Source organism: Nitrosospira multiformis (assembly GCF_003050865.1).
Classification (GTDB): Bacteria; Pseudomonadota; Gammaproteobacteria; order Burkholderiales; family Nitrosomonadaceae; genus Nitrosospira; species Nitrosospira multiformis_E.
This window is the reverse complement of record NZ_QAOK01000005.1, coordinates 90,040-114,651: the sequence shown is the minus strand read 5'-3', so window position 1 is coordinate 114,651 and position 24,612 is coordinate 90,040. Positions and strand designations below refer to the sequence as shown.

Annotated in this window: 21 protein-coding genes; 8 read left to right on the top strand and 13 right to left on the bottom strand. The window is 54.3% G+C overall.

Annotated elements, in window-relative coordinates; translation table 11 throughout:
* Positions 1 to 52 precede the first annotated feature (52 nt).
* Positions 53 to 889: a D-alanyl-D-alanine endopeptidase gene (gene pbpG, locus C8R21_RS04385; RefSeq protein WP_107761608.1), complete on the top strand. Its 837-nt coding sequence runs from the start codon at positions 53 to 55 to the stop codon at positions 887 to 889.
* Positions 890 to 963: 74 nt separating this feature from the next.
* Positions 964 to 1,431 carry a LapA family protein gene (locus C8R21_RS16365; protein ID WP_258192250.1) on the top strand — a complete coding sequence of 156 codons (468 nt, stop codon included), beginning with the start codon at positions 964 to 966 and terminating at the stop codon, positions 1,429 to 1,431.
* Positions 1,432 to 1,520: 89 nt separating this feature from the next.
* Here the strand turns inward: C8R21_RS16365 and C8R21_RS04375 are convergent, their stop codons facing one another.
* The 3 genes from C8R21_RS04375 to glnA form a co-directional block, all read right to left on the bottom strand.
* Entirely contained in the window at positions 1,521 to 2,783 is a 1,263-nt protein-coding gene (locus tag C8R21_RS04375) for a putative Na+/H+ antiporter (RefSeq protein WP_107761607.1), read from the bottom strand.
* 142 nt (positions 2,784 to 2,925) lie between these two features.
* On the bottom strand, positions 2,926 to 3,591 hold the full coding sequence (locus C8R21_RS04370; protein ID WP_107761606.1) for a tetratricopeptide repeat protein: 666 nt from the start codon (positions 3,589 to 3,591) through the stop codon (positions 2,926 to 2,928).
* Between the two features lie 59 nt (positions 3,592 to 3,650).
* Complete coding sequence (gene glnA / locus C8R21_RS04365; protein WP_107761605.1) at positions 3,651 to 5,060, bottom strand: type I glutamate--ammonia ligase; 1,410 nt, start codon at positions 5,058 to 5,060, stop codon at positions 3,651 to 3,653.
* A gap of 263 nt (positions 5,061 to 5,323) precedes the next feature.
* On the opposite strand from glnA, the gene C8R21_RS04360 reads away from it, so the two are divergent.
* Entirely contained in the window at positions 5,324 to 5,782 is a 459-nt protein-coding gene (locus C8R21_RS04360) for a rhodanese-like domain-containing protein (protein WP_107761645.1), read from the top strand.
* A 146-nt stretch (positions 5,783 to 5,928) separates the two neighbouring features.
* Here C8R21_RS04360 and C8R21_RS04355 read toward each other — a convergent pair whose 3' ends face one another.
* Together C8R21_RS04355 and thiC are read right to left on the bottom strand one after the other, a co-directional pair.
* Positions 5,929 to 6,750 (bottom strand): undecaprenyl-diphosphate phosphatase, encoded by an 822-nt coding sequence (locus tag C8R21_RS04355; protein ID WP_107761604.1) that lies wholly within the window; start codon positions 6,748 to 6,750, stop codon positions 5,929 to 5,931.
* A gap of 306 nt (positions 6,751 to 7,056) precedes the next feature.
* A complete protein-coding gene (gene thiC, locus C8R21_RS04345; protein WP_107761644.1) occupies positions 7,057 to 8,964 on the bottom strand; it encodes a phosphomethylpyrimidine synthase ThiC in 1,908 nt (635 codons plus the stop codon).
* A 268-nt stretch (positions 8,965 to 9,232) separates the two neighbouring features.
* Between thiC and C8R21_RS04340 the strand changes: the two genes are divergently transcribed.
* The 4 genes from C8R21_RS04340 (at position 9,233) to hpnA (ending at position 14,604) form a co-directional block, all read left to right on the top strand.
* A complete protein-coding gene (locus tag C8R21_RS04340) occupies positions 9,233 to 9,904 on the top strand; it encodes a protein-L-isoaspartate O-methyltransferase family protein (RefSeq protein ID WP_107761602.1) in 672 nt (223 codons plus the stop codon).
* A gap of 207 nt (positions 9,905 to 10,111) precedes the next feature.
* Complete coding sequence (locus C8R21_RS04335) at positions 10,112 to 11,443, top strand: TolC family outer membrane protein (protein WP_308811377.1); 1,332 nt, start codon at positions 10,112 to 10,114, stop codon at positions 11,441 to 11,443.
* A 210-nt stretch (positions 11,444 to 11,653) separates the two neighbouring features.
* The gene (locus C8R21_RS04330; protein WP_107761600.1) at positions 11,654 to 13,297 is read left to right on the top strand and encodes a MutS-related protein; all 1,644 of its coding nucleotides are present in this window, start codon (positions 11,654 to 11,656) and stop codon (positions 13,295 to 13,297) included.
* Between the two features lie 314 nt (positions 13,298 to 13,611).
* Positions 13,612 to 14,604 carry a hopanoid-associated sugar epimerase gene (hpnA, locus tag C8R21_RS04325; RefSeq protein WP_107761599.1) on the top strand — a complete coding sequence of 331 codons (993 nt, stop codon included), beginning with the start codon at positions 13,612 to 13,614 and terminating at the stop codon, positions 14,602 to 14,604.
* 33 nt (positions 14,605 to 14,637) lie between these two features.
* On the opposite strand, the gene C8R21_RS04320 is transcribed toward hpnA, so the two are convergent.
* From C8R21_RS04320 to C8R21_RS15815, 8 genes are all read right to left on the bottom strand, one after another.
* The gene (locus tag C8R21_RS04320) at positions 14,638 to 15,939 is read right to left on the bottom strand and encodes a c-type cytochrome (protein WP_107761598.1); all 1,302 of its coding nucleotides are present in this window, start codon (positions 15,937 to 15,939) and stop codon (positions 14,638 to 14,640) included.
* On the bottom strand, positions 15,936 to 16,667 hold the full coding sequence (locus C8R21_RS04315; protein ID WP_107761597.1) for a c-type cytochrome: 732 nt from the start codon (positions 16,665 to 16,667) through the stop codon (positions 15,936 to 15,938). Before C8R21_RS04315 ends, C8R21_RS04320 begins: the two co-directional genes overlap by 4 nt.
* Positions 16,668 to 16,736: 69 nt before the next feature.
* Positions 16,737 to 17,048 carry a metal-sensitive transcriptional regulator gene (locus tag C8R21_RS04310; protein ID WP_258192249.1) on the bottom strand — a complete coding sequence of 104 codons (312 nt, stop codon included), beginning with the start codon at positions 17,046 to 17,048 and terminating at the stop codon, positions 16,737 to 16,739.
* Positions 17,032 to 17,241, bottom strand: a complete 210-nt coding sequence (locus tag C8R21_RS04305) for a heavy-metal-associated domain-containing protein (RefSeq protein ID WP_107761595.1) — start codon at positions 17,239 to 17,241, stop codon at positions 17,032 to 17,034. The genes C8R21_RS04310 and C8R21_RS04305 overlap by 17 nt, the downstream gene beginning before the upstream one ends.
* A 65-nt stretch (positions 17,242 to 17,306) precedes the next feature.
* The gene (locus C8R21_RS04300) at positions 17,307 to 19,706 is read right to left on the bottom strand and encodes a heavy metal translocating P-type ATPase (RefSeq protein ID WP_107761594.1); all 2,400 of its coding nucleotides are present in this window, start codon (positions 19,704 to 19,706) and stop codon (positions 17,307 to 17,309) included.
* A gap of 751 nt (positions 19,707 to 20,457) precedes the next feature.
* Complete coding sequence (lysS, locus tag C8R21_RS04295) at positions 20,458 to 21,975, bottom strand: lysine--tRNA ligase (RefSeq protein ID WP_107761643.1); 1,518 nt, start codon at positions 21,973 to 21,975, stop codon at positions 20,458 to 20,460.
* 33 nt (positions 21,976 to 22,008) lie between these two features.
* Positions 22,009 to 23,113 (bottom strand): peptide chain release factor 2 gene (prfB, locus tag C8R21_RS04290; RefSeq protein WP_146162439.1). Its coding sequence is split into 2 segments (ribosomal slippage): positions 22,009 to 23,031 and positions 23,033 to 23,113, totalling 1,104 coding nucleotides; the frame shifts between segments, so codons are not numbered across the junction.
* Positions 23,030 to 23,359 (bottom strand): hypothetical protein, encoded by a 330-nt coding sequence (locus C8R21_RS15815; protein ID WP_181258847.1) that lies wholly within the window; start codon positions 23,357 to 23,359, stop codon positions 23,030 to 23,032. Before C8R21_RS15815 ends, prfB begins: the two co-directional genes overlap by 84 nt.
* A 78-nt stretch (positions 23,360 to 23,437) precedes the next feature.
* Between C8R21_RS15815 and C8R21_RS04280 the strand changes: the two genes are divergently transcribed.
* Positions 23,438 to 24,481 carry a zinc-dependent alcohol dehydrogenase family protein gene (locus C8R21_RS04280; protein WP_107761591.1) on the top strand — a complete coding sequence of 348 codons (1,044 nt, stop codon included), beginning with the start codon at positions 23,438 to 23,440 and terminating at the stop codon, positions 24,479 to 24,481.
* Positions 24,482 to 24,612: the final 131 nt, after the last annotated feature.

Here is a 24,612-nt window from a genome sequence, read left to right as displayed (position 1 = left end):
GACCGTAGTCCCAGTCCGCGGGGAGGGCGGACAACTCCATTGGATAATGATAATGAAGAACGCCATATTGGTGGTTTGCGCCACGTTTGCGTTTATGGGAGGCGCTTTTGCAAAACCGGCCGACCTGTCTCTCCGGTCCAACGCAGCGCTGATTCTGGATCCACAGCGGGGACAGGTTCTTTTCCACAAGAACGCAGACAGCGTCATGCCGATTGCTTCGATTACCAAACTCATGACCGCAATGGTTGTGCTCGATGCAAAACTGCCGTTGAACCAGGAAATAGTCATCGACTCGGCTGATGTTGATGTCATCAAGTATACCCGTTCCCGCCTGCGGGTAGGAACGAAGTTCACCCGCAGAGAATTGTTGCGACTGGCCTTGATGTCTTCGGAGAATCGCGCTGCTGCGGCCCTGGGACGTACGTATCCCGGCGGCCTGAAGGCGTTTGTTACGGCCATGAACCGCAAGGCATTCCAGTTGGGAATGGGCAGTACCTATTTCGTTGACTCGACCGGCTTGAACAGCGGAAATGTCTCCACTGCGCGCGATCTCGCAAAAATGGTCAAGGCGGCACACAGGTACAGTCTCATCCGCGTATTTTCCACGACTGCTGCGCACGAGGTGGTGTCCGTGGGGAAGGTACGCAGCCGCAACCTGAATTACGTCAACTCCAACAGGTTGGTGAGGAGCAGCAGGTGGGATATCGGCATATCCAAAACAGGATTTCTCAGCGAGGCCGGGCGCTGTCTGGTGATGCACGCAAATATCACAGGCAAGCCGACCATAATCGTGCTGCTCGATTCCTGGGGAAAGAATTCCCGGATTGGTGATGCCAATCGTATCAAGAAGTGGATGGAAACCGGCTTGACTCGCAAAGTACGCGGTTAGCGTGCGCGAGGTGGCCTGCTTGCTGCGAGGGTAGCGCCACTTTTGTTCGGTTATCCTTTTGTTGATTCAAGGGCGTGGAACCGCGTCCGGACCGCCTTCGGACGCTCTCTTTCTATCATTTTTCACAACCGGAACCGGGAGGTATAGCCCGGCAGGTTTTTCACGTTCGTATCTGGCACATCGTGCCTCTTGCTGAGAAGGAAGCCGTTTTCCCCGATTTGGATACGGGTGTCCGGAAAGGAGTTGTTGTGCAATTGCAATTGATTGCAGCGCTCGTCATCGTTTTCCTCATTGTCACGTTTGCAGTTCAAAATGCTGTTGAGGTAAGCGTCATATTCCTGCTTTGGCGTGCCGATGCATCGCTTGCCGTTGTGATCGCAGTCTGCTTCGGTCTGGGAGCGCTCATAGGAGCGCTCGTTACACTGCCGACCATGTTGCGCGAACGCATGGCGATAGGACGGCTGCATAAGGAGGTCGAAGCGTTGCGCGCCGAGAATGACAGCTTGCGCGCCTTGAAGCAGAACGAAACATCTGCCCCGTAAGGTTATTGAAGATGCGGACCGAAATGGGCCAGGCTCGATTTTGCTGCAACCCGGATCGGAGCTTTGCGAGGGATTTGTTCAATGGTTCCCTAGAGCAAGCGGAAAGCCAGGAGAGCCACGATAGTCGGTGGTATTGCCGCTGTCAGCAGACCTAACGGGTGAATGGTCGCATCCTCGAAATTGCCGCGCAGAATAGCGACCCCGGCAGGGTTGGGCGCATTCGCGATGATCGTGAGACCTCCTCCCGTAACGGCTCCTGCAACCAGCGCATATTTGAAAGAATCCGACAACCCCTCTACAAGCGAGCCAAGATAGGTAAGGGCCGCATTATCCGTTATCGCGGTCAGCAGCGTGGCACTAAAAAACACTGCCTCACTGCTCATCCCAAGCAATAGCGGCTGCAACCACCACTGCTGCTGTCCGCCCAGCACTACCAGACCGGCCAGGAAAAATGCCACCAGCAAACCCTCCCGCAGGATAAACCGGTTCTGATGTTTTTGATATGCATGGGCGATGCCAAGAAAAAACAGAAAAAGCCCCATAAAAGCGGCAGGATGATGAGCAAACGTCACTATCCCGATCAGGAAGATGAGGTGCACAGCTACAAGAAGGTCCGGCACTTTCTCTCCACGATCAGACAAATTCTGCCCCGGCCCCGCCTGGGATAATTCGCGGCGAAACAGCAAGGTGGCGCTCCCCGCATTGATGATCACGGCGATAGCTGCTTTCCAGCCGAAAGTGGATATCATGAACCAGATGTCCCATCCCCATTTCTCCGCCACCATAAGCACGGGGGGTGCAGCGAAGGGTGTCAAGGTGCCGCCGATGGATACATTGACGAACAGAACTCCGAGCGTAGTGTATTTAAGCTTGAGCGAAATTCCGCGAGAGAAATAATTATCTCGAAGAATCAGGGCAGCAAGCGTCATGGCTGCCGGTTCGGTGATGAAGGATCCGAGCAGTGGAACGAGGGAAAGCGTCGTAAAATAGAAAACGATTCCCCGCGATAGCGGAATGAATTGCGCCACGGTGCGTACCGAGAACATGGCAAGTTGGAGGATCGGCTTTGTTCCAGCAACGACCATGATCGCAAAGACGAACATGGGTTCCGTAAAGTTACGCGAATCCAGGTAATCGATTGCGCTGTCACGGCCTTCCACCGCAAACATGAACAGTATGAGAACCATGGCCCAGAAGCCGAACACGACTTCTACTTCACCCAATAAATGCCATATCCCTGCGTGGGCGGGGCGCGCGTTTGCCAACCGTTCAAAAAATCTGGTGGAAAACGTATGCAGGATTGCAATCGCGAATAGCGCTGCGCTGATTGTCTGAATTGTCGAAGGTGTCACCAACTCCCTTTATGTGGTTAGGATTGGAGGATGGGAGCACGGAATACGATAACCTGCCCTCGGATAGGTATCTCCTTATGTCCTTATGGAGCGAAACTTCGAATGGCTACCGGAGACTGGCTCGAAACAAACAGCGAAGCTCTTATTTCATTGCATCCAGGTTTGCCTGCGCGTCGGCATTGCCTTGGGCCGCCGCTTTCTTGAACCATTCTTTCGCCTTGGCCTCGTCTCTGGGCACGCCTTCACCTGAGTAATACATCACACCCACGTTATTTTCCGCATCGACATTGCCCTGTTCGGCCGCTTTTTGAAATAGTCCGAACGCTTTGACGGAATCTTTAGGAACACCTTCACCGTTGGCATACAGCAACCCCAGGTTGAATTGCGCATCCGCATAGCCCTGCTCAGTGGCGCGATGAAACCAGGCGGCGGCGGTAGCGGGATCGTTACTCAGGATTTTGCCCGAAGCATCCTTGGATACCGCTTCACCCGTATAGTACATAACGCCAAGGCCAGTCTGTGCTTTGGGATCGCCAGCCTCAGCGTCTTTTTTCAACTGCAGGAATCTTTCCTCCGGTGTAGAATCGCTCTCAGACCCGGCCGGCATGATTTCTTTCAATATTGCAGACTTCTCTTCCGGGCTCAGATTTTCTTCCAGCACTGATGGCATTTGCTTTTCAGAAGTGAACTCATCCGGTAGTTCCGTCTGCTGCTCGGCGGGTTTTTCCGCATCCTTCGCTGTTTTCTGACCACATCCGCCAAGCATGAGCATCGGCAGCGCGAGCAATGTAACAAAAAGAATTTTCATCAGATATTATGTCCTGATCAATGAAACAGCGTTAGCGGTCCGAACGTGAGAAACACCGCTCACAAGCTGTAGTACATATCGAATTCGACCGGATGCGTCGTCATCCGGAAGCGCGTAACTTCTTCCATCTTGAGTTCGATGTAAGCATCTATCATATCATTCGAAAACACCCCGCCGCGAGTCAGGAAATTGCGGTCCTTATCCAAGCTGTCCAGTGCTTCATCCAGGGAAGCGCAGGGATTCGGAATTCTGGCGGCTTCCTCGGGTGGGAGGTCGTAGAGATTCTTGTCCATCGGGTCGCCCGGATGAATCTTGTTCTGGATTCCATCCAGCCCCGCCATCAGCATGGCAGTAAATGCAAGGTAAGGGTTCGCGGTAGGGTCAGGGAAGCGCACCTCGATCCGTCGGCCTTTGGGGTTATTGGCATAAGGAATGCGCACGGCAGCCGATCGGTTGCTGACGGAATAGGCAAGATTGATGGGTGCTTCAAAGCCTGGAACGAGGCGCTTGTACGAGTTGGTCCCGGGATTGGTGATGGCGTTCAAGGCCTTGGCATGCCTGATGATCCCGCCAATATAGTACATTGCCATTTCCGAGAGTCCGCCATAACCGTTTCCGGAAAACAGGTTTCGTCCGCCTTTCCAGATTGACTGGTGCACGTGCATCCCCGAACCATTGTCACCGACAATGGGTTTGGGCATGAAGGTTGCGGTCTTTCCGTAAGAGTGGGCGATGTTATGCACCACATATTTGAATACCTGAGTCCAGTCAGCACGCTTCACCACGCTGCTGTACTTGGTGCCTATCTCACACTGTCCGGCAGTCGCCGTTTCGTGGTGATGCACTTCAACTTCGATACCCATTTCCTCAAGTGCAAGACACATCGCCGATCGGATGTCATGCAAGGAGTCGATTGGGGGAATGGGGGAATAGCCTCCCTTGATACCAGGACGATGCCCGATGTTGCCGCCCTCGTATTTTACTCTCGAACTCCAGGCTGCTTCTTCCGACTCGATTTTTACGGAACAGCCGGACATGTCCGCGTGCCAGGTGACGGAATCAAAAATGAAGAATTCAGGCTCCGGGCCGAAAAACGCGGTATCCCCGATGCCTGTCGATTTGAGGTAGGCTTCGCCGCGTTTTGCCAGGGAACGGGGATCGCGGTCATAACCCTTGCCATCCGAGGGCTCCACTACGTCACAGGTGATGAACAGTGTAGCCTCGTCCATGAAGGGATCCAGACGGGCAGTGTCGGGATCCGGTATCAGCAGCATGTCCGATGCCTGCACACCCTTCCAGCCGGCGATGGAAGAACCATCGAATGCGTGACCGTCCTCCAGTTTATCAGCATCGACGGCGTGAGCGGGCAGGGTTATATGTTGTTCTTTACCGCGGGTATCGGTAAATCGTAGATCAACGAATCTGACTTCGTTGTCCTGAATCATTTTCAGAACATCGGCTACCGCCATTTCAGTCTCCAAACCATGTCAATATGCAAGCGTGCGAAAGCGCCTTCCTTTTAAAAAATTGAGTGTCCTCATATAAAGGGAATTTGCAGAATTAATATTATATATCAGGAGGGGAACGGCCATTCCCTCAGCAATAAAATACCGCAAGCTGGAAGAGGTACGGTTTGTTGCACTCTGTTCCTGGATTAAAGTTTTCCAGGCATCCAGATGGCTGAAAATCGATTACCATTACATATTATTTCATTCGTGTCATGGTAAACCATATGGGAACCGAAACAATCACTGCAATACTCGAGAGGGCGCAGAAGCGTGCCGAGGAAATGGATCTGCCCTATCAGGGGGCGCTGCTGCCGACCGAGGCGCTTACCCTGCTTCAGGAAGCGCCCGATGCGAAACTGGTGGATGTACGCTCACGCGCTGAATGGGATTGGGTAGGAAGAATTCCGGGTGCAGTGGAAATCGAATGGCAATCTTATCCAGGAATGCGTTCCAACCCTGATTTCATCAACTATCTTTCCAGTCAGGTAGATCAGGAATCGTTGGTCATGTTCATCTGCCGTACGGGGGGGCGCTCGCATCAGGCCGCAGCTACCGCTTCCGAACTGGGTTATACGAATTGCTACAACGTTCTCGAAGGATTCGAAGGTGAAAAGGACACCACCGGCCATCGCGGTAAGAAAGGCGGTTGGAAGGCGGCAGGACTACCCTGGGTACAGAGTTGAGGATCTTTCGTCTCCATCTCTGAGTTATCGTCCCCTTGTTTATCCTGGCCCTCGAGGGGCTCAGGGCATGCTTACTGCGGCGACAATAATCTGGAAAATAATGGGGAATAAGTGCATAAGCAAAACTTACTGGACATGAATCCTTCTTACGCCGACCACTGAACCATCCCGGAGTAAGCCGTAATCAGGACGATAATCCCGAACCCGATGCGATACCAGGCAAAAACGGAGAAATCGTGCTGGCTGACAAAGCGGAGCAAGCCCCGCACCGCGAGAAGTGCGCTGATAAAGGACGCCACGAACCCGATCGCGAACACGCTCGCATCATCCAGATGAAGAATATCGCGATTCTTGTAAAGATCATAAAAAGTCGCCGCGAACATAACTGGAATCGCGAGGAAAAATGAAAATTCAGTAGCGGCTTTGCGGGAGAGGCCGAAGAGGAGGCCCCCAATAATGGTGGCGCCTGAGCGCGAAGTACCGGGTATGAGCGCCAGGCACTGCGCCAATCCCACTTTCAAGGCATGTTTCCAGTCCATGTCTTCGACCCGTTCCACGTCCACCACATGTGGCCTGCGCTCGGCCCAAAGAATTAGAAGGCCGCCGACTATGAATGCCAGCGCGACCGGCACCGGATGAAACAGGTGTTGCTTGATGGTTTTGATGAACAGCAAACCCAGAATTGCTGCTGGTAGAAACGCGATCAAAAGATTCAACACGAAGCGGTTTGCATCCTGACGGGAGCCGATATCCGTCACTACATGGCGAAGCTTGACGCGATATTCCCAGCAGACCGCCAGAATCGCGCCAAGCTGAATGACAATGGTAAATACCTTGCCCTTTTCGTCATTGAAGTTGAGCAGGTCGCTGACCAGAATCAGGTGGCCGGTGGACGAAATCGGAAGAAATTCCGTCAGACCTTCGACTATGCCAAGGATGAGCCCCTTGAGGAGAAGAAACCAGTCCATTCCAGATTATCCGGCAGAAACCAGGAGGCCGCGGGTAACCGGGAACGAACGGGAATGAACCATGGTGTTACCAGGGAATACGGGCAATGGATATCCAGTAGAGAAGTTGCGCCGAGAGCGTGACTGTTTGTTTTTCTGATATTATCGCATCAAACCGGCTTCGGGTTTGAGAAAACTTGCGACGCTGTTGTGGGAGGCGCGCAGGAATGAATGCCCTGGCGCAATGTAACCACCTGAACTCTCCTGCCTCCTTCCCATTTCGCTTTTTCAATAGCAAGCCTGCCACAGGCCCACCTTTCATGCCGCTCACACCTTGCTGTAAATCTCTGTTCCTCCTGCTACAAATTCGCTCGCTTTTTCTTCCATGCCTTTTTCCAGCGCCTCTTGCTCGCTGACACCTTTGCTCGCCGCGAAGTCGCGCACATCCTGAGTGATTTTCATCGAGCAGAAATGCGGGCCGCACATCGAACAGAAATGAGCGAGCTTTGCGCCTTCCTGCGGCAGGGTTTCATCATGGAACTGTCTTGCCTTGTCAGGATCGAGGCCGAGGTTGAACTGATCTTCCCACCGGAACTCGAAGCGTGCTTTCGAAAGGGCGTTGTCGCGTAACTGTGCGCCGGGATGCCCCTTTGCCAGATCTGCGGCATGCGCAGCGATTTTATAGGTGATGATGCCGTCCTTGACGTCGTCCTTGTCCGGCAGGCCGAGATGCTCCTTGGGCGTCACATAACATAGCATCGCGGTACCGTACCAGCCGATCATGGCAGCGCCAATGGCAGATGTTATATGATCATAGCCGGGGGCGATATCGGTGGTAAGGGGTCCCAGCGTATAGAACGGCGCTTCGTCACAGTATTTCAGCTGCATATCCATGTTCTCCTTGATGAGATGCATGGGAACATGGCCGGGACCTTCGATCATTACCTGCACGTCATGCTTCCAGGCAATCTGTGTCAGCTCGCCGAGGGTTTTCAGCTCCGCAAACTGGGCTTCATCATTTGCATCATATATTGAACCGGGGCGCAATCCGTCACCGAGGGAGAAGCTTACGTCGTAAGTCTTCATGATTTCACAGATTTCCTCGAACTGCGTATACAGGAAACTCTCCTTGTGGTGCGCAAGGCACCACTTCGCCATGATCGATCCGCCGCGGGAAACAATACCGGTGAGCCGTTTTGCCGTCATCGGAACATAGGCGAGCCGTACGCCGGCATGAATGGTGAAATAGTCCACACCCTGTTCAGCCTGCTCTACCAGCGTATCGCGAAAAATTTCCCAGGTCAGGTCTTCTGCCTTGCCATCCACTTTTTCCAGGGCCTGGTAGATCGGCACCGTGCCGATGGGAACGGGACTGTTGCGTATGATCCATTCACGCGTTTCATGGATGTTTTTTCCCGTGGAGAGATCCATTACGGTATCTCCCCCCCAGCGTATCGCCCATGTCATCTTTTCGACTTCCTCCTGGATGCTTGAGCTTAGCGCCGAATTACCGATATTTGCGTTGATTTTCACCAGAAAATTGCGCCCGATGATCATCGGTTCGGATTCCGGATGGTTGATGTTGGCGGGAATGATTGCGCGTCCCCTGGCGACCTCATCACGTACGAACTCGGACGTGATGTGGCGGGGCAGGAACGCGCCGAAATCATGGCCCGGGTGCTGGCGTGCAAGCAGTTCCCGCTGTTGATCGGCCAAATGCTCGCAACGCTGATTCTCCCGTATGGCAATAAATTCCATTTCCGGCGTGACGATGCCACGTCGCGCATAATGCATCTGTGTCACGTTTGCTCCGGTTCTGGCGCGGCGGGGGCTGCGCTTCAGGTCGAAGCGCAATTCGGCCAGGCGTGGGTCATTCAGACGTTGCCTGCCATAGATGGAGGCCGGACCGGAGAGAATCTCCGTATCGCCGCGCTCATCTATCCATTTTTCGCGCAGCGGCGCCAGGCCGGAGCGAATGTCAATTTTGACCGCCGGGTCGGTATAAGGACCGGAAGTGTCATAGACATAAATCGGCGGGTTTTTTTCCGCTCCCATACTGGCGGGCGTATCGGACTGGCTGATTTCCCGCATGGGAACCCGGATATCCGGGCGGGAACCGCTCAGGTAGGTTTTTCGTGACTGGGGCAGAGGTTTGACCGCGCCTTCGTCAACCTGGGCGGTTTTGCCCGAAAAGGGCGATGAACTTTGTACCACGCTTGAAAATGTTGCATTCATATTACGCTCCTTGAGTGCCATAAAGGAGCGGGACGACCGGACAACCGATTCCCAGCTTCCCTACGGCGGCATTATCCGTGTCAGGTAGAGGAACCGCCGAATAAGCGTGATATGCAAGTGTACTTATCCGCAGGTTCCATGAGGGACTCTCTCACCGGTTTCCGGCTGCTCGCGGAAACGGACCCCTAGCTGCTGCTGTGAAGCTAACGGAAATGTGGAATAATTGCAAGTTTGTTATGACATTTCATATAGGAGCAGAGGGTTGGATATGGATCTCGAACAAAGCCGGTATAACATGGTGGAGCAGCAAATTCGTACGTGGGACGTGCTGGACCAGGAGATTCTCCAACTATTGTTCGAGCTGCGGCGCGAGGAATTTGTCCCGGCAGCTTACCGTTCACTTGCATTCGTCGATATGGAAATCCCGCTGGGATACGGCGAGGTAATGCTCGCCCCCAAGGTTGAGGCGCGGATTCTGCAGGAACTGGGAGTCAATAATACCGACAGAATTCTGGAGGTAGGGAGCGGCAGCGGTTACCTGACTGCGCTGCTTGCCAAAAAAGGGAGATTTGTTCATAGCGTCGAGATTGTGCCGGAGCTGGCGGCCATGGCCGAAAAAAACCTGCGGAATCAAGAGATTACCAACGTATTGGTGGAAAATGGCGATGCTGCCCGGGGCTGGGTCCAGTACGGCCCCTATGATGTTATCGTCCTGACCGGATCCACCCCCGTGCTGCCGGAGGGATTTCAGAAGAGCCTTAAAACCGGCGGGCGCCTCTTTGCTGTAGTGGGCGATCCACCGGTAATGCAGGCTCTTCTCGTTACTTGCGTGGCACAGGAGGAAAACGGGCGCGCAGGCGCATATAGCACAGTCGGCCTGTTCGAAACCTGTATTGCGCCGCTCAGAAATGCGAAGCAGCCGGAGAGATTTACATTCTGATCTTTCGGCCCGAACTCCAGGAATTGCAGTCCACGCGACGTATCCATCGCTACTCTCCTATAGCTATCCATCTATCTTTAACTGTAGTCAACGAAGATGTTCTTTTCAAGCAGCGCAAGGCAATCCGGAATCAAATCGAAAATTGCGCCGTACGTCCATGGGCTCCTGTTTATCGGAGCACTGAGCACCCCGCTGCAGGCCGCGGACATGATGGACATCTATCATGAAGCGCTGGAAAATGACGCGCAGTTTCGCGCAGCCCGCTTCACGCACCAGGCCGCGCAGGAAAAACTGCCCCAGGGCCGGGCGGGCCTGCTGCCCACGGTAACGCTTGCGGGGGTGCGGCGGCGGCAGTGGATCGATATAGAAAGAATCGGCGGAACTGGAACCGCGATCGGAACAGGTGTGGCCGTCAGACCCTCCGAAGTTGTCATCGATAACCAGAGCCTGACCATTACCGCCACTCAGCCGATCTATCGCAAGGAGAATTTTGCGATTTACGAACAATCGAAGCTTCAGGTTGCGCAGGCCGATTCGGAATTCATCATTGCGGCGCAGGATCTGATCTTGCGCGTGGCGCAGGCGTATCTGGATATTCTGCTGGCAGAAGTAAACGTGGAGGTTGCGGAGGCCCAGAAAAAGGCCATCAGCGAACAGTTGGCGCAGGCAAAGCGCAACTTCGAAGTCGGAACCGCTACCATCGTCGACACTCACGAAGCTCAGGCGCGTTTCGATTTGACGGCTGCGTTGCAGATAGGCGCGTTGAACGAACTTGAAGTGCGCAAACGGGCGCTCGAACAGATCATCGGGCGGATACCGGAAGATATGGTTCGTCCCGCCGAGGTGCCCTCCGATCTGCTCATGTTGAAGTATCCCAGCATGCAGGACTGGATCAGCGTGGCCGAACAGAACAATCTCGCGCTGAAGGTCCAGGAGGCGGTATATGAAATTGCAAAAAAGGACGTTGAACGGGCTCAGGCGGGGCATTATCCGACGCTCGATCTCGTTGCGATATACAGCGACCAGAAAGGGGTGGGGGGTACGATCACGGGGCGTCCCATTGACCTGACATCGAAAGAAATTGGCGTACAGCTCAGCTTTCCGCTGTTTCAGGGTTTTGCGGTGCAGTCGCGCGTGCGCGAAGCAGTGGCTATCCAGGAAAAGGTGTTGCAGGACCTGAACAATACCCGGCGTAACAGTGTGCTGCAAGTAAGCCAGCAGTATCTCAATGTCACCAATGGCATTGCGCAGGTAACGGCGCTGAAGCAGGCCCTGGTGTCCAGTCAGAGCCAGGTCGATTCCACCAAGCTCGGCCAGGAAGTAGGTGTCCGGACCGAAGTGGACGTGCTGAACGCACAGCAATTGTATTATTCGGCGCGACGAGATCTCGCGCAGGCGCGCTACAATTTTCTCATGTCACGATTGCGGTTGAAGGCAGAGGCGGGAGAACTGGACGAGGAGGATTTGAAGGAGGTGAACGATGCGTTGTTTCGGCCACAAGCCCCAGGCCCCTTCCAGCCACCACTCGCCGCGCATTGACGGGCGCCTGCCCCGGTGGTAGATTTTCAGGGGAAACGTGAAAGGTGGCATGCACGCCGATAAGCACGTCGTGAAGCAGGCATCCACCAAAAGGATGGTACGCTGTCGTAAACTGCTTTTCAGGCCCCCATCTTCTCCTCCGGGCATCCCTCACTTCAGGAAGGTTGCCAATCTTATCCCGGAAATCGATCAATCCAACATAACCTGATCATGAATTCGCCCTCTGCTCCCAATTCATACTGGAATCAAAAACCTGTTCTCTCCAGTGGCCAGAAGCCCAGGGGTATTCGAGACAGTCGGCCGAAGGAAGACAATTACGGTGTACTGGATGCGAAAACGTTCGATGCAATCGAAGCCGATGAGTTATTCGATTCGGTCAATCACGCTATTACTCATGCAGGGCAATCTGTGCTCTATCGCTCGCTTGCGCGACCGGAGACAGATGCGGCGCTGATTCAAAAGAAACAGGAAGCAGTACGGGAACTTGCGTCAAATTCAATGCTTCGTGAAGCGCTCCAGCACTTCGTCGATACGGTGAAAGAGGGAGAGCAGTCCCTTTATCATTTGCTCTACGGTACTTTTACCGGGGGAATTGCCATAGACAATTCCAGGGGTGGTAAAGATGAAATGGAGTTTAGCGGTTACGGTTACCACCAGTTCATCGATGGTACGGGGTTTGCGATCGACATGGTCGAGACGGTGGAAATTCTACCTCAGCCGCAAAGCGCTTATCTCCGGGAGCTATTCCAGGCTGTTCGCGACTTCGGCAAATCAAGGATTTATTCCCTGATGCGCGGTCCGGTCTATGTCTCCGAAGGAAAATTCAAGACCCGGGAAGAAAAGTCGCGTTACCTGCCGCTCTCGCGCTTCACGCCATCCATGTTCAAGCCGATTCCGGTATTTTTCGTTGTGGCTGCGCTCGCCGCGGCGCTTTATTTTTTTCAGGGATTGCTGGCGAGTTTCGGCATCGCTTATCTCGGTTATGGGATACTCGTGCTGGCAGTGCCGATTTTGCCCGTTGTTCTGATTGCAATTGCCGCCTCAGATCGCGATACTGTCATCTATCCACTACGCAAGCTGTTCAAGCACAGCCCTGAACTGGCGCGATTGGTGGATGTGCTGGGAATGCTCGACGAACTGCTCTCCTTCCATCGCTATTCGGCAGCCTTCGGCGGCAAGATGACCTTGCCGGAAATATCGGAAAGCGAGCGGCACGCACTGGAAGTCACTGAAGCGCGGAACCCCGTGCTCGCGAAGGCCAACTCCAATTATGTACCGAATGATGTTTCGCTCGATGATGCCGGCCGCTTGCTGGTCATTACCGGACCCAACAGCGGCGGCAAAACTGCGTATTGCAAGACAGTCGTCCAGATTCAGCTGCTGGGACAGATAGGTTGCCATATTCCCGCCGCTGGCGCCCGCCTGGTGCCGGCTGAGCATATTTTCTACCAGGTACCGGACCCAGGCCATCTGGATGAGGGCATGGGGCGCTTTGGCCACGAGTTGAAACGCACGCGCGAAATTTTCTTCAATTCCACTCCGCGCAGTCTCGTCGTGCTGGATGAGCTTTCGGAGGGAACGACATTCGAAGAGAAGATGGAACTCTCGGAGTATGTTCTCGCCGGTTTTTACAAGCTTGGCGCAAGCACCTTGCTGGTTACCCATAACCATGAACTGTGCGAGCGTTTGCAGGACAAGGGGATAGGCCGCTATCTCCAGGGCGAATTTTCGCCACAGGGTCCGACCTATCGCCTGATTCCGGGTGTATCCCGGGTGAGTCATGCGGATCGGGTTGCGGCTGCCCTGGGTTTCAGTAAGGAAGATGTGGAAAAGCACCTTGCCAGCCGCGGCTAATTGCCAGGATCAGCAGGTCGAGTAAAGAGAGGTTCTACTATATTGCTGGATGCATTTTGTTCTTTGTAACGCTTCATCCTGCCTGCTTCAGACAACGATCTATTGCTGAATTATCCAGAATTCCCGTATAAAGGATCTCACCTGGTTTTCTCAAATGGAAAGCTGTGAGTGCGCAACGCTTTGCGGATTCCCCGCCGTCTGATCCCTGATCATTGCGAGGGGGCTCTGACAGGGGCAGCATTCATAACTGAACAACACCAAAGCGAGTGGCTGCTCGCAGGTTCGCACTGAATCGGAAGTCGAAAGGGTCAGATATGACTAAGTCTTTAATAACCGGAGCCAACGGATTTGTCGGCTCCGCAGTAACGCGTTGTTTACTGGAAGCGGGCCATGAAGTGCGCTGTCTTGTTCGGCCAGGAAGCGATCGACGAAATCTTGATAAGTTGCACGTTGAAATTTCGGAAGGTGACTTGCGTTCTGCTCCCTCCCTGAAACGGGCAGTCGCCGGGTGCGATAACTTGTTTCATGTAGCAGCAGACTACCGTCTTTGGGTACCCAATCCGGATACCATGTACGAAATCAATGTAAAGGGAACCCGGGCACTGGTGCTTGCAGCCGCCGAAGCTGGAATGAAACGCATGGTCTATACCAGCAGTGTAGCGACGCTGGGCACGGCTGAAAATGGCATTCCTGCCAACGAAGATACCCCCTCCAGCCTGGGATTGATGTGCGGACACTACAAGCGCTCGAAATTCATGGCTGAAGAAATTGTTCAGCAGATGACGCGGGAACATAACCTGCCCATGGTCATCGTCAATCCATCCACGCCGATAGGGCCGCGTGATATCAAGCCCACCCCCACCGGTCGCATCGTAGTGGATACATTGCGCAATCGAATGCCGGCATACGTGAATACTGGCTTGAATATCGTGCACGCTGACGATATCGCTGAAGGCCATCTGCTGGCGTACAAGCATGGAAAACCTGGCGAGCGTTACATCCTCGGGGGCGAAAACATGACCTTGCTGCAGATTCTGCAGAAAATCGATGAGATAAGAGGCAAGCAGACCAGGCGACTTGGTCTTCCCGTCAAGCTGGTGGTGCCTGCTGCCTGGTTGATGGAAAAAATGTCCGCCGTTACCAAGGTTGAGCCGCGCGCTACCGTGGATAGCGTCTCCATGGCAAAGAAAAAGATGTTCTACTCCAGTGACAAGGCGGTAAGAGAACTGGGTTATCGCTATCGCCCGGCTGCGTCTGCACTCGAGGATGCAATGAACTGGTTTCAGGCAAATGGTTACTGTGGCTAGCCTGGATAGTTTGAACGTCTCGCCAGCGGCGCTCTATTGCGCGCCTTTTCGGCTTCGGTCCACCTGTTCCGCCGTGATGAGACTTCCCCGGTTGCCCCATGAGTTACGGATATACGACAGCACCAATGCAATCTCTTCGTCGGGCAGAACTTGCGCAAACGGTGGCATTCCGTAGGGACGCTGCTGGACTTCAGTGACAGGAGCATAGCCGCCATTGAGAATGCTGCGAATCGCGTTGACCGGGGATGCCATTGTCACCCCACGGTTGCCGGCCAGCGCCGGATAGCTTCCCGGTGCGCCTTCCCCCAGATTTCCATGGCAGTCCTGGCAATAGGTTTCGTAAATCTGCCCCCCTTTTTTAAGCTGCTTGTCGACTTCTTCGGTAAGGGGAGGGGCGATTCCACGGGAGCGAGGCTCGGTCTCGGGCAAAGACTTCAGATACTTCGCCACGGCGCGCGCGTCGTCTTCTGTCAGGAACTGGAGACTCTGGCTGACAACATTCGCCATCGGTCCCGTCGTCACAGCGCGCGAAGTGGATCCGGTTTTCAGTAATCTCTTAATGTCTTCGATCGGCCAATCGGCGGTACTGGCCTCCTGGAGGGAAGTCAGCGACGGCGCATACCAGTTTGAGCCCATGAGCTGACCTCCTCCCAGGATATCTCCTTTGCTTATTCCCAATATGTTGCGCCGGGTATGACATGCGTTGCAATGCCCGAGCCCCTGCACGAGGTAGGCCCCCCGGTTCCATTCGTCATCCCGCATCGTGTCAGGAAGATATATGCCCGGAGAAAAATAAATAAGCTGCCAGAGATGCAGCAGCGGACGCCAGTTGAAAGGGAAATTGATGCGGTTGGGCGCATTACGCTGCCTCACGGGTGGAAGTGATTGAAGGTAGGCAAAGATGGCATCCGAATCTTCGCGGGATACCCTGGTATATTCCGAATACGGAAATGCCGGATAAAGGAGACTTCCATCGCGCCCCCTGCCGTTATGGAGAGCCCGCCAGAAATCTTCCTCGCTCCAGAGGCCGATACCCGTTTCTTTATCAGAAGTGATATTAGGCGTGATGAATATGCCGATCGAAGTATCGAGGATGTGTCCGCCAGCGTATGGGAGTCCACTATAGGCCGTGTGACAACCCAGGCAGTTGCCGATGCGTGCCAGATAAGCGCCGCGCGCCCTCTGCCCCTCGATTTCGGCAGTATCGCGTACCTCCTTCGTTGCCTCCGGTTTTTCTGCTGCCGACGACAGCGTAACGGGTGGCGCCAGCAAAATGCCCAGGCCGGTAAATCCGGCGATCAGGATTGCGAGGGAGCCGTATAAGCCATATCTCATTTTGGATTGTTTGTTTGTGGAATGATGCTGGCGCAGCGTCTTGCCAGCCGCTTGGGCAATTCTACCCCCGCACCTGCATGTCTCTCGTCCGACTCGGGGACAGGTTGCGCGGCCAGCCACATGGCAACAGCGCTTACCTCTTCGGTGGTAAGCTTCTTTGCTATTTCCGACATGCAATCGGGCGTTCGCCCACGCATCAGCGCGCCGTGCTGCCAGTTGCCGAACTGGGCCATGATATATACGCGCGGGAGACCAATAAGACCGGGAATGAACGGCGCTATGCCCATCAAGTCCTTGCCGTGGCAGCCGACGCAGGCGGGTATATTCCGGGCAGCATCTCCATGTTCGATCAGCTCGCGCGCTATTTTGACTTTGGGTGATGAAGCCCGCATTGGTTCAGGTGAAGGAAAGGCCTGTTTTAACGAGGCAAAATATCCGGCCATCTCCCACAGATATGCATCGGGCAAGCCTTCGAGCAGCAGGGCCATGGGCCGATAGTGGCGGCGGCTATCCCGGAAATTCCGCAACTGGTTGAAAAGATAGCCTTCCGGCTTGCCTGCGATACGAGGGTAATATTCATCTCTACCCTTTTTATCTTCCGGGCCGTGACAAATGATGCATGCCTTCACGCGTTCTTCCGTTGTATCCGGAATCTCGTGGGCTACGGCAGGCAACCCAATCAGCAGCAAGGCGATCAGGGCTGATCTAATGAGGATAGGAGGATTCATTGTGAGAAATTCTTCTTGTGCAAGGGATTGCGGCCGTTACAATAAAAATTATCCTCAGTCGGGACCACGCTAGCGGGCGAACCTCCGCACCACTGTCATCAGATCATCGATTGCTGCGTCTCCGTCTCCCGACCTGATCGCACTCTGCATGCAGCCATGCGTGTGATTTTCAAGCAGGCGCATTGCGACAGCATCGAGCGCGGACTGAAGCGCGGACACCTGATTCAGGATGTCAACGCAATAACGGTCTTCCGTGATCATTTTTGCCACGCCACGCACCTGGCCTTCGATGCGGTTGAGGCGTTTTATCAGCGCTTCCTTATCCGGCTGCACCACCGCAGTTGGCATGTGGCAAGGTTTCTTGTCAGTTTTCGACTTCAAAGCCTGCATCCTTGATTGCCTCCCTTAACTGATCAGTATGAGCCCTGGAAGCATCATACTCAATGGTTACCTGTTGCTGTTCCAGGGAGACATTTGCATTGCTCACCCCGGGTATCTTTTCCAGCACATTCTTCACGCTATTGACACAGCCCATGCAGGTCATTCCATTGATTTTTATGACTTCCGTTTGCATTTCTGCCTCCTTTGGTTGGTTTGGCTGGCCGAGGTAATTTATTATCGCTCATCCGTGACGAAAGCTCAGGCACTCGCTCGCCAGCGCTTTAACAACAGGGAATTGCTTACCACCGATACCGAGCTCATTGCCATCGCCGCACCTGCAATGACAGGATTGAGCAGACCCATCGCCGCGAGCGGTATACCCAGCACATTGTAGAAAAAGGCAAAGAAAAGGTTCTGCCGGATTTTCCTCAATGTCATGCGCGAAAGGGAGATGGCGTCGGCCACACTCATCAAATCATCGCGCATGAGGGTAATGTCGGCTGCCTCGATCGCGACGTCCGAACCCGCGCTGACGGCAAAACTTACGTCAGCCGCCGCCAGTGCGGGCGCATCATTGATCCCATCGCCCACCATGCCGGTAACTTTGCCGCCTTCCTTCAACTTGCCTACCTCTGTGGCCTTGTCCTGTGGCAGCACCTCGGCCCGATACACGGTTATCCCTGCCTGGCCGGCGATTGCAGCCGCGGTCGGCGCATTGTCGCCGGTGAGCATCACAACCTCGATACCCATCGCTTTCAATCGCGCCACCGCCCGTGCTGAAGTTGCGCGGAGCTGGTCGGCGATGGCGAGATAGCCCAGCACTTGGGGAGATTCTCCGGAGAGGATATTTACGGCGGCAAGGCCGACGACCGTTTTGCCTTTGGACTGAAGGGCGGATATCGTGTTCTCATCAACCTGCAGACCGTGCTCTCGCAGGAATCCGGGTGAGCCAAGAATATACCCGATATCGCCAACATTGCCAGTGATGCCGCTGCCAGTGACAGCCTGAAAATTGGTTACAGGCTCCGGTTGAATACCCGTTTTACTGGCATGTTCCATGACTGCTTTTGCCAGAGGGTGTTCCGAACCCTGTTCAAGGGTGGTTGCAATACGCATCAGCTCTCGTTCTGTAAAAGGCTCGACGGGGACGATATCCGTAAGCGCTGGCTTACCTTCGGTGAGCGTGCCGGTCTTGTCCAGGATGAGTGTCTCGATTTTTCCTGCGTGCTCGAGTGCTGCGGCGTTCTTGACCAGCACGCCGCTCTGCGCGCCGCGGCCTACGCCTACCATGATGGCGGTCGGAGTTGCCAGTCCGAGCGCGCAGGGACAGGCGATCACCAGCACCGCCACGGCGCTGACCAGGGCCGGGACAAAGTTGCCCGCCAGCCACCATGTCAGGATAAAAGTCAGGACACTGATGGCAGTCACGATTGGCACAAAGATACCGGATATGGTATCCGCGAGGCGCTGGATGGGCGCTTTCGAGCCCTGCGCTTCCTCAACCAGGCGAATAATGGCAGCGAGCTGGGTATGTGCACCGACGCCTGTAGCGCGGCATTTCAGCATGCCCTGCTGGTTCACGGTGGCGGCGTATACCGTGGCGCCTGCCTGCTTCGCCACGGGGAGGCTTTCCCCCGTCAGCATTGCTTCGTTTACACTGGATGCGCCTTCGAGGACGATGCCGTCTACCGGCAGGCTTTCGCCCGGGCGAACCAGAAAAATATCGCCCACCTTGAGCGTACTCACGTCCACCTCGATGATCTCGCCGTTGCGTTCCACGCGCGCTGTCCTGGGTTGCAGCTTGACGAGCTCCTCGATGGCGGCGGAAGTCCTGCTTTTGGCGCGTGCTTCCATCAATTTGCCGAGCAGCACCAGAGTGATGATGGCTGTGCTCGCTTCGAAATAGACATGCTGATCCAGCCCCAGCAACGTGACCACCGCGCTGAAAAGATAGGCCATGCTGGTGCCCAGCGCGACCAGTACATCCATATTGGCGCCACCGCCTCGCAATGCATGCCAGGCACCCACGTAGAAGCGCTTGCCTATCCAGAACTGTACCGGCGTGGCCACCAGCAATTGGAGCCAGCGCGGCAGCAGTTCCATCTCACCGCCCCAGAACATCGGCCCCATCTGCACCAGCAGCGGCGCGCTGAGTGCCGCGGAAATCCAGAACATCCGAAGCTCCGCCTGATAGGCAGCCAGCTTGCGTGCTTTCTCTTCGGCACGACTGGTATCGCTGAGCACCCGGGCTCCATAGCCGGTTTTGACGACAGCGTTGATGATATCTTCCACCGTTTCCACGGCGGGATTGTAATTGACATGCGCGGTTTCGGTTGCCAGATTGACGGAAGCTGTAACCCCAAGCTTGCTCAATGCCTTCTCGATCCGACCGCTACATGCCGCACAGGTCATGCCAGTGATCTGCAACTGCACCGACTGAGGGGCGACATGGAAACCTGCTTTTTCAATGGAGTGTACCAGGTCTTCCGGCTGAGTCGCCGAAGCGTCAAACTCGATCCGCGCTTTTTCGTTGGCGAAGTTTACTGCTGCCTGCACGCCTGGCAGCTTGTTGAGGTTTTTTTCGATCCGGGTCGCGCATGCCGCACAAGTCATGCCTTCGATAGGCAGTTCGATATGCCTGAGAGTAAGAGAACTCATGATGGTGTCTCCAAAACGTTCAGCTGACTTTATACCCTGTAGGGGTATATGTCAAATATTCTGAACAGTCCACCTTTCGTGCCTTTCGTCTACTTAGTCCCCGCAAAGCGAACGCTACAGGCGGAGGTTACTCAGCTTCAACCTTCAATGCGAATCCAAATCCTGCTCAAGTCCTGCTCCCTCCTGCGGTTCGGAGGATGCTTCTCGCCAGTTTTTATCATTCTCTTCAATAACCGGAGTGACCCTTTCCCGGTATTTGTTGTCATCCCGCTGGATCATGCTCCGTCCCTTCCATAGAGGGTCAATACCTGGGTAGGGTATATAAACTTTGGCAGCGAATGGAGTAAAAGGTTCAAGCAGACACTCCATCTTCCAGCCTGGAAAGATAGCAAAGGATGAGATGTGCTTCGCGACGCGAACGAGCTGGGAGAATCCAGTAAGGGGACGGTGAATCCGGCAGCATCGAGCCGAAAAACTCAAGCCGCGCCAGATGAGATCAGGAGCAGTTCAGCTGCCTGAAGAGTATATTGAAGAGCGTATTTGTTACGCAGTTTGTTATTGATCCGGCCAGAAAATACTATGAATCTCGTCATTCCGGACCTGACCCGGAATCTAGTGCAAACCAACAATGGCGTGCTTTGAACGTCACTGGATACCGGCTTCCGCTGGTATGACGTTTGTACTGCTTGCTCGCCGATTCAATAAAAAACCGGAGTTGGACAACTCCGGGCAATCGAAACGATCCAGATTTTCAATCCTCCCGCCGCAACTGGGGGAACAGGATGACATCGCGGATACTCGGGCTATCGGTCAGGAGCATGACCAGCCGGTCGATGCCGATACCTTCTCCCGCGGTGGGAGGCAGGCCGTATTCGAGTGCGCGGATGTAGTCGGCATCGTAGTGCATGGCTTCCGCATCGCCTGCTTCCTTGGCTCTGGCTTGCTCCAGGAAGCGCGCCGCCTGATCCTCCGGATCATTCAACTCCGAAAATCCGTTTGCAATCTCCCGTCCGGCTATATAGAGCTCAAACCGGTCGGTTATCTCAGGATTCCTGTCATTGCGACGCGCAAGCGGCGACACTTCCGCCGGATAATCGACAATGAAAGTAGGGTCGAACAGCAAATGCTCGGTAGTTTCATCAAACAGGGTAAGCTGTAATCCTCCTATACCATCCTCGGGTTTATGAGGAATTCCGAGTTCCTGCAATTTCTTCAACAGGAATGCACGGTCGTCGAGCTGCGCCTCCGTATATTCGGGATGAAATTTCCGGATAGCCTGGGTGATGGTGAGCCGCTCGAAGGGTTGCGCCAGATCCAACTCGCGCCCCTGATACGTGAAGCTGGTGGCGTCCAGCACCTTTAGCGTTACCTCCCGCAGCAGAGCCTCGGTAAGATCCATCAGATACGTATAGTCCCGGTAGGCCTCGTAAAACTCCAGCATGGTGAATTCGGGGTTGTGCCGGGTGGAAATCCCTTCATTCCTGAAGCTACGATTTATTTCGAATACTTTTTCCAGGCCACCTATTACCAGCCGCTTGAGATAAAGCTCGGGCGCGATGCGCAGATACAGCTGCATGTCCAGCGCGTTGTGATGCGTGATGAAGGGGCGGGCAGTCGCACCCCCGGGGATAGGATGCATCATGGGCGTTTCGACTTCCAGATAGCCATGGTCCGCCAGAAACTCGCGAATGGCCTGGATGATCATGGAGCGCGCGATAAACACCTTGCGGCTGGTTTCATTCGTGATGAGGTCGAGATAGCGCTGCCGGTACTTCTGCTCCTGGTCGGTCAGGCCGTGAAATTTTTCCGGCAACGGTCGCAGCGATTTCGTGAGCAATCTCAGGCTTGTTACCCGTACTGACAGTTCCCCGGTGCGGGTCCGGAACAGGGTGCCCTCTGCGCCTAATATGTCGCCAAGATCATAATGCCTGAATGCGTCATATGCGCTGTCGCCCGCTACATCCTTTGCAATGTAAAGCTGGATGCGACCGCTCATATCCTGCAAGGTGGCAAAGCTTGCTTTGCCCATGACCCGCTTGAGGACCATGCGGCCAGCCACGCGCACTGGTATCGGTTCTGCCTCCAGCGTTTCGTTGGCGTGCTCGCCATACTGGCGATGAAGGTCCGCCGAAAAATGCTCGCGGGGAAAGTCGTTGGGAAAGGCATTGCCCGTTGCACGCAGCGCGTCAAGTTTAGTGCGGCGCTCTTCAACGAGTTTGAGTTCTGCATGAACCTTTTCTAGCGTTTCTGTAAGTTTTTTATCATCTATTAAAGCATCATCATCTGCCACAGCACGATCCCCTTATACGCCTTGTTTCAAGCTTGCTTCGATGAAACCATCCAGCTCGCCGTCAAGTACAGCCTGCGTGTTGCCGCTTTCCACTCCCGTCCGCAGGTCCTTGATGCGCGCCTGGTCCAGCACATAGGAGCGGATCTGATGCCCCCAGCCGATATCGGTTTTCGTGTCTTCTATCGCCTGCTTTTCCTCATTGCGCTTGCGCAGTTCCGCTTCAAAAAGGCGCGATTTCAGCATGGCCATGGCATCCGCACGATTACGATGCTGCGAACGTCCGCTCTGACATTGAACGACGATACCGGTAGGATTATGAGTGATCCGGATCGCAGAGTCAGTCTTGTTGATGTGCTGGCCGCCCGCACCGGAAGCGCGGAAGGTATCAACCCGCAGGTCCGCGGGATTGATATCGATTTCGATGGTCTCATCCACTTCTGGGTAGACGAATACACTCGCAAACGAGGTGTGACGGCGATTGCCGGAATCGAACGGCGATTTGCGCACCAGTCGATGGACGCCGGTTTCGGTGCGGAGGTAGCCATAGGCATATTCACCCGATATTTTGAGGCTCGCGCTCTTGATTCCGGCCACTTCGCCCGGCGACTCTTCCATGACTTCCACCTCATAGCCGCGGCGCTCGCAATAGCGCAGATACATGCGTTCCAGCATCGCGGCCCAGTCCTGCGCTTCGGTACCGCCCGAGCCGGACTGGATATCCACGAAGCAGTTATTCGTATCCATGGGGTTGGAAAACATGCGCCGGAATTCCATGTCCGACACTGCTTTTTCCAAATGGCTGATGTCGCGCGCCACGCTTTGAAGAGTAGGGTCGTCATCTTCCTCTTCCGCCATCTCGAACAGCTCCCGTGCATCCTGCAACTGGCGGGAAATTGTTTCCAGGTTGATGACGACGCTTTCCAGCATCTTTTTTTCGCGCCCCAGTTCCTGGGCACGCTTGTTGTCATCCCAGACTGCGGGGTCTTCCGTCAACCGGTTAAGTTCGGTCAGACGTGTTTTCCTGGTATCGAAGTCAAAGATACCTCCGCAGTTCTGCTGCCCGGCTATCCAGATCGCCGAGCTGGTGGGTGAGAGCGTTGACGTGTTCTGCTTCCATGAAAAATGCTTTCAAAATATAAAAGGGAATTATACAGGAAGCGGCGCGGAGCCTCAGGCTGGGATGGGGATGATCCGACTCTTTCGGCAAGGGGAAATTATCATTGATAGGTGGATTCAGTGGATTCAGTGGATTCAGTGGATTCAGTGGATTCAGTGGATTCAGTGGATTCACGTAGAGAACAATTGTTCCTCCAAGCCATCGCGCAAAACCCGGCTGTGATGATATCGCTTTCACGCCCCTCATAGTCGCAGCTCTCGAACTATACTTGACACTATCTGTAACGGCGTAGCAATTATTCATTGGAATGAAGGATGACCCCTCATGAAAGCACTTGTATATCGTGGTCCAGGTAAACGCGAACTGGAAGACAAACCAAAGCCTGTCATTGAAAATACGACTGATGCAATTGTCAAAATATCGAAAACAACCATTTGCGGAACCGATCTGCATATCCTGAAAGGTGATGTGCCTACTGTTGCCGAGGGTCGTATTCTGGGCCATGAAGGAGTCGGAATCGTCGATCAGGCAGGCACGAATGTTTCAAATTTCCGCGTGGGTGACCGCGTCCTGATTTCCTGCATTACATCGTGCGGCAAATGCGCCAACTGCAAGAAAGGAATGTACTCACACTGTGAAAATGGAGGTGGCTGGATCTTGGGGAACCTCATTGACGGGACTCAGGCGGAGTATGTCCGGATTCCATTTGCGGACAACAGCCTTTATTCCGTTCCCCCTGGCGCCGACGAAGAAGCGCTGGTTATGTTAAGTGATATTTTGCCGACAGGCTTCGAGTGCGGTGTGGTCAACGGACAGGTCAAGCCGGGCGATACAGTAGCAATTGTCGGAGGCGGACCTATCGGTCTGGCCACATTACTGACGGCACAGTTCTATTCACCTGCGGAAATCATTATGATCGACATCGATGATAATCGCCTGGAAGTCTCCAAAAAACTGGGAGCGACCCGGACCATTAACAACAGCGACGGCAAGGCAGTCGAAAAGGTGATGGCACTGACCGGCAGCAGAGGGGTCGATGTGGCAATAGAGGCGATAGGAATACCGATGAGTTTCGACATCTGCCAGGCTATCGTCACCGCAGGAGGTCATATCGCCAACATTGGTGTGCACGGCAAGCCGGTCCAATTGAATCTGGATAAATTGTGGTCTCAGAATATCAAGCTTACAACCGGTCTTGTCGATACTGCGACCACGCCGTTACTCATGAAAACGGTGACGTCAGGCAGGATTCAACCAGGACAATTGATAACGCATCATTTCAAGCTGGACGACATGATGAGCGCCTACGATGCCTTCAGTAATGCAATGAAGGAACGTGCTCTGAAGGTAATTATTTCTTGTTCCTGAGTCAGGGAACGAGCTTGGCAGCAAAAATCGAATGAGAAAAGTGTAGCAGCGAAGAGTTTAATGGCAATGATGGGTGGCAAGATTATTGCCAGCCATCAGGGTTGGAACGAAGCAAATTGGCGTACGATCTG

What these genes read in the sequence shown, in the direction of transcription:
- C8R21_RS15815 (WP_181258847.1), bottom strand. Translation starts at nt 23,359, where the DNA reads ATGAGGGGCGTGAAAGCGATATCATCACAGCCGGGTTTTGCGCGATGG.
- C8R21_RS04320 (WP_107761598.1), bottom strand. Translation starts at nt 15,939, where the DNA reads ATGAGATATGGCTTATACGGCTCCCTCGCAATCCTGATCGCCGGATTT.
- C8R21_RS04300 (WP_107761594.1), bottom strand. Translation starts at nt 19,706, where the DNA reads ATGAGTTCTCTTACTCTCAGGCATATCGAACTGCCTATCGAAGGCATG.
- C8R21_RS04305 (WP_107761595.1), bottom strand. Translation starts at nt 17,241, where the DNA reads ATGCAAACGGAAGTCATAAAAATCAATGGAATGACCTGCATGGGCTGT.
- C8R21_RS04315 (WP_107761597.1), bottom strand. Translation starts at nt 16,667, where the DNA reads ATGAATCCTCCTATCCTCATTAGATCAGCCCTGATCGCCTTGCTGCTG.
- C8R21_RS04355 (WP_107761604.1), bottom strand. Translation starts at nt 6,750, where the DNA reads ATGGACTGGTTTCTTCTCCTCAAGGGGCTCATCCTTGGCATAGTCGAA.
- pbpG (WP_107761608.1), top strand. Translation starts at nt 53, where the DNA reads ATGAAGAACGCCATATTGGTGGTTTGCGCCACGTTTGCGTTTATGGGA.
- C8R21_RS04360 (WP_107761645.1), top strand. Translation starts at nt 5,324, where the DNA reads ATGGGAACCGAAACAATCACTGCAATACTCGAGAGGGCGCAGAAGCGT.
- C8R21_RS04340 (WP_107761602.1), top strand. Translation starts at nt 9,233, where the DNA reads ATGGATCTCGAACAAAGCCGGTATAACATGGTGGAGCAGCAAATTCGT.
- C8R21_RS04280 (WP_107761591.1), top strand. Translation starts at nt 23,438, where the DNA reads ATGAAAGCACTTGTATATCGTGGTCCAGGTAAACGCGAACTGGAAGAC.
- C8R21_RS04370 (WP_107761606.1), bottom strand. Translation starts at nt 3,591, where the DNA reads ATGAAAATTCTTTTTGTTACATTGCTCGCGCTGCCGATGCTCATGCTT.
- glnA (WP_107761605.1), bottom strand. Translation starts at nt 5,060, where the DNA reads ATGGCGGTAGCCGATGTTCTGAAAATGATTCAGGACAACGAAGTCAGA.
- C8R21_RS04335 (WP_308811377.1), top strand. Translation starts at nt 10,112, where the DNA reads ATGATGGACATCTATCATGAAGCGCTGGAAAATGACGCGCAGTTTCGC.
- hpnA (WP_107761599.1), top strand. Translation starts at nt 13,612, where the DNA reads ATGACTAAGTCTTTAATAACCGGAGCCAACGGATTTGTCGGCTCCGCA.
- C8R21_RS04330 (WP_107761600.1), top strand. Translation starts at nt 11,654, where the DNA reads ATGAATTCGCCCTCTGCTCCCAATTCATACTGGAATCAAAAACCTGTT.
- thiC (WP_107761644.1), bottom strand. Translation starts at nt 8,964, where the DNA reads ATGAATGCAACATTTTCAAGCGTGGTACAAAGTTCATCGCCCTTTTCG.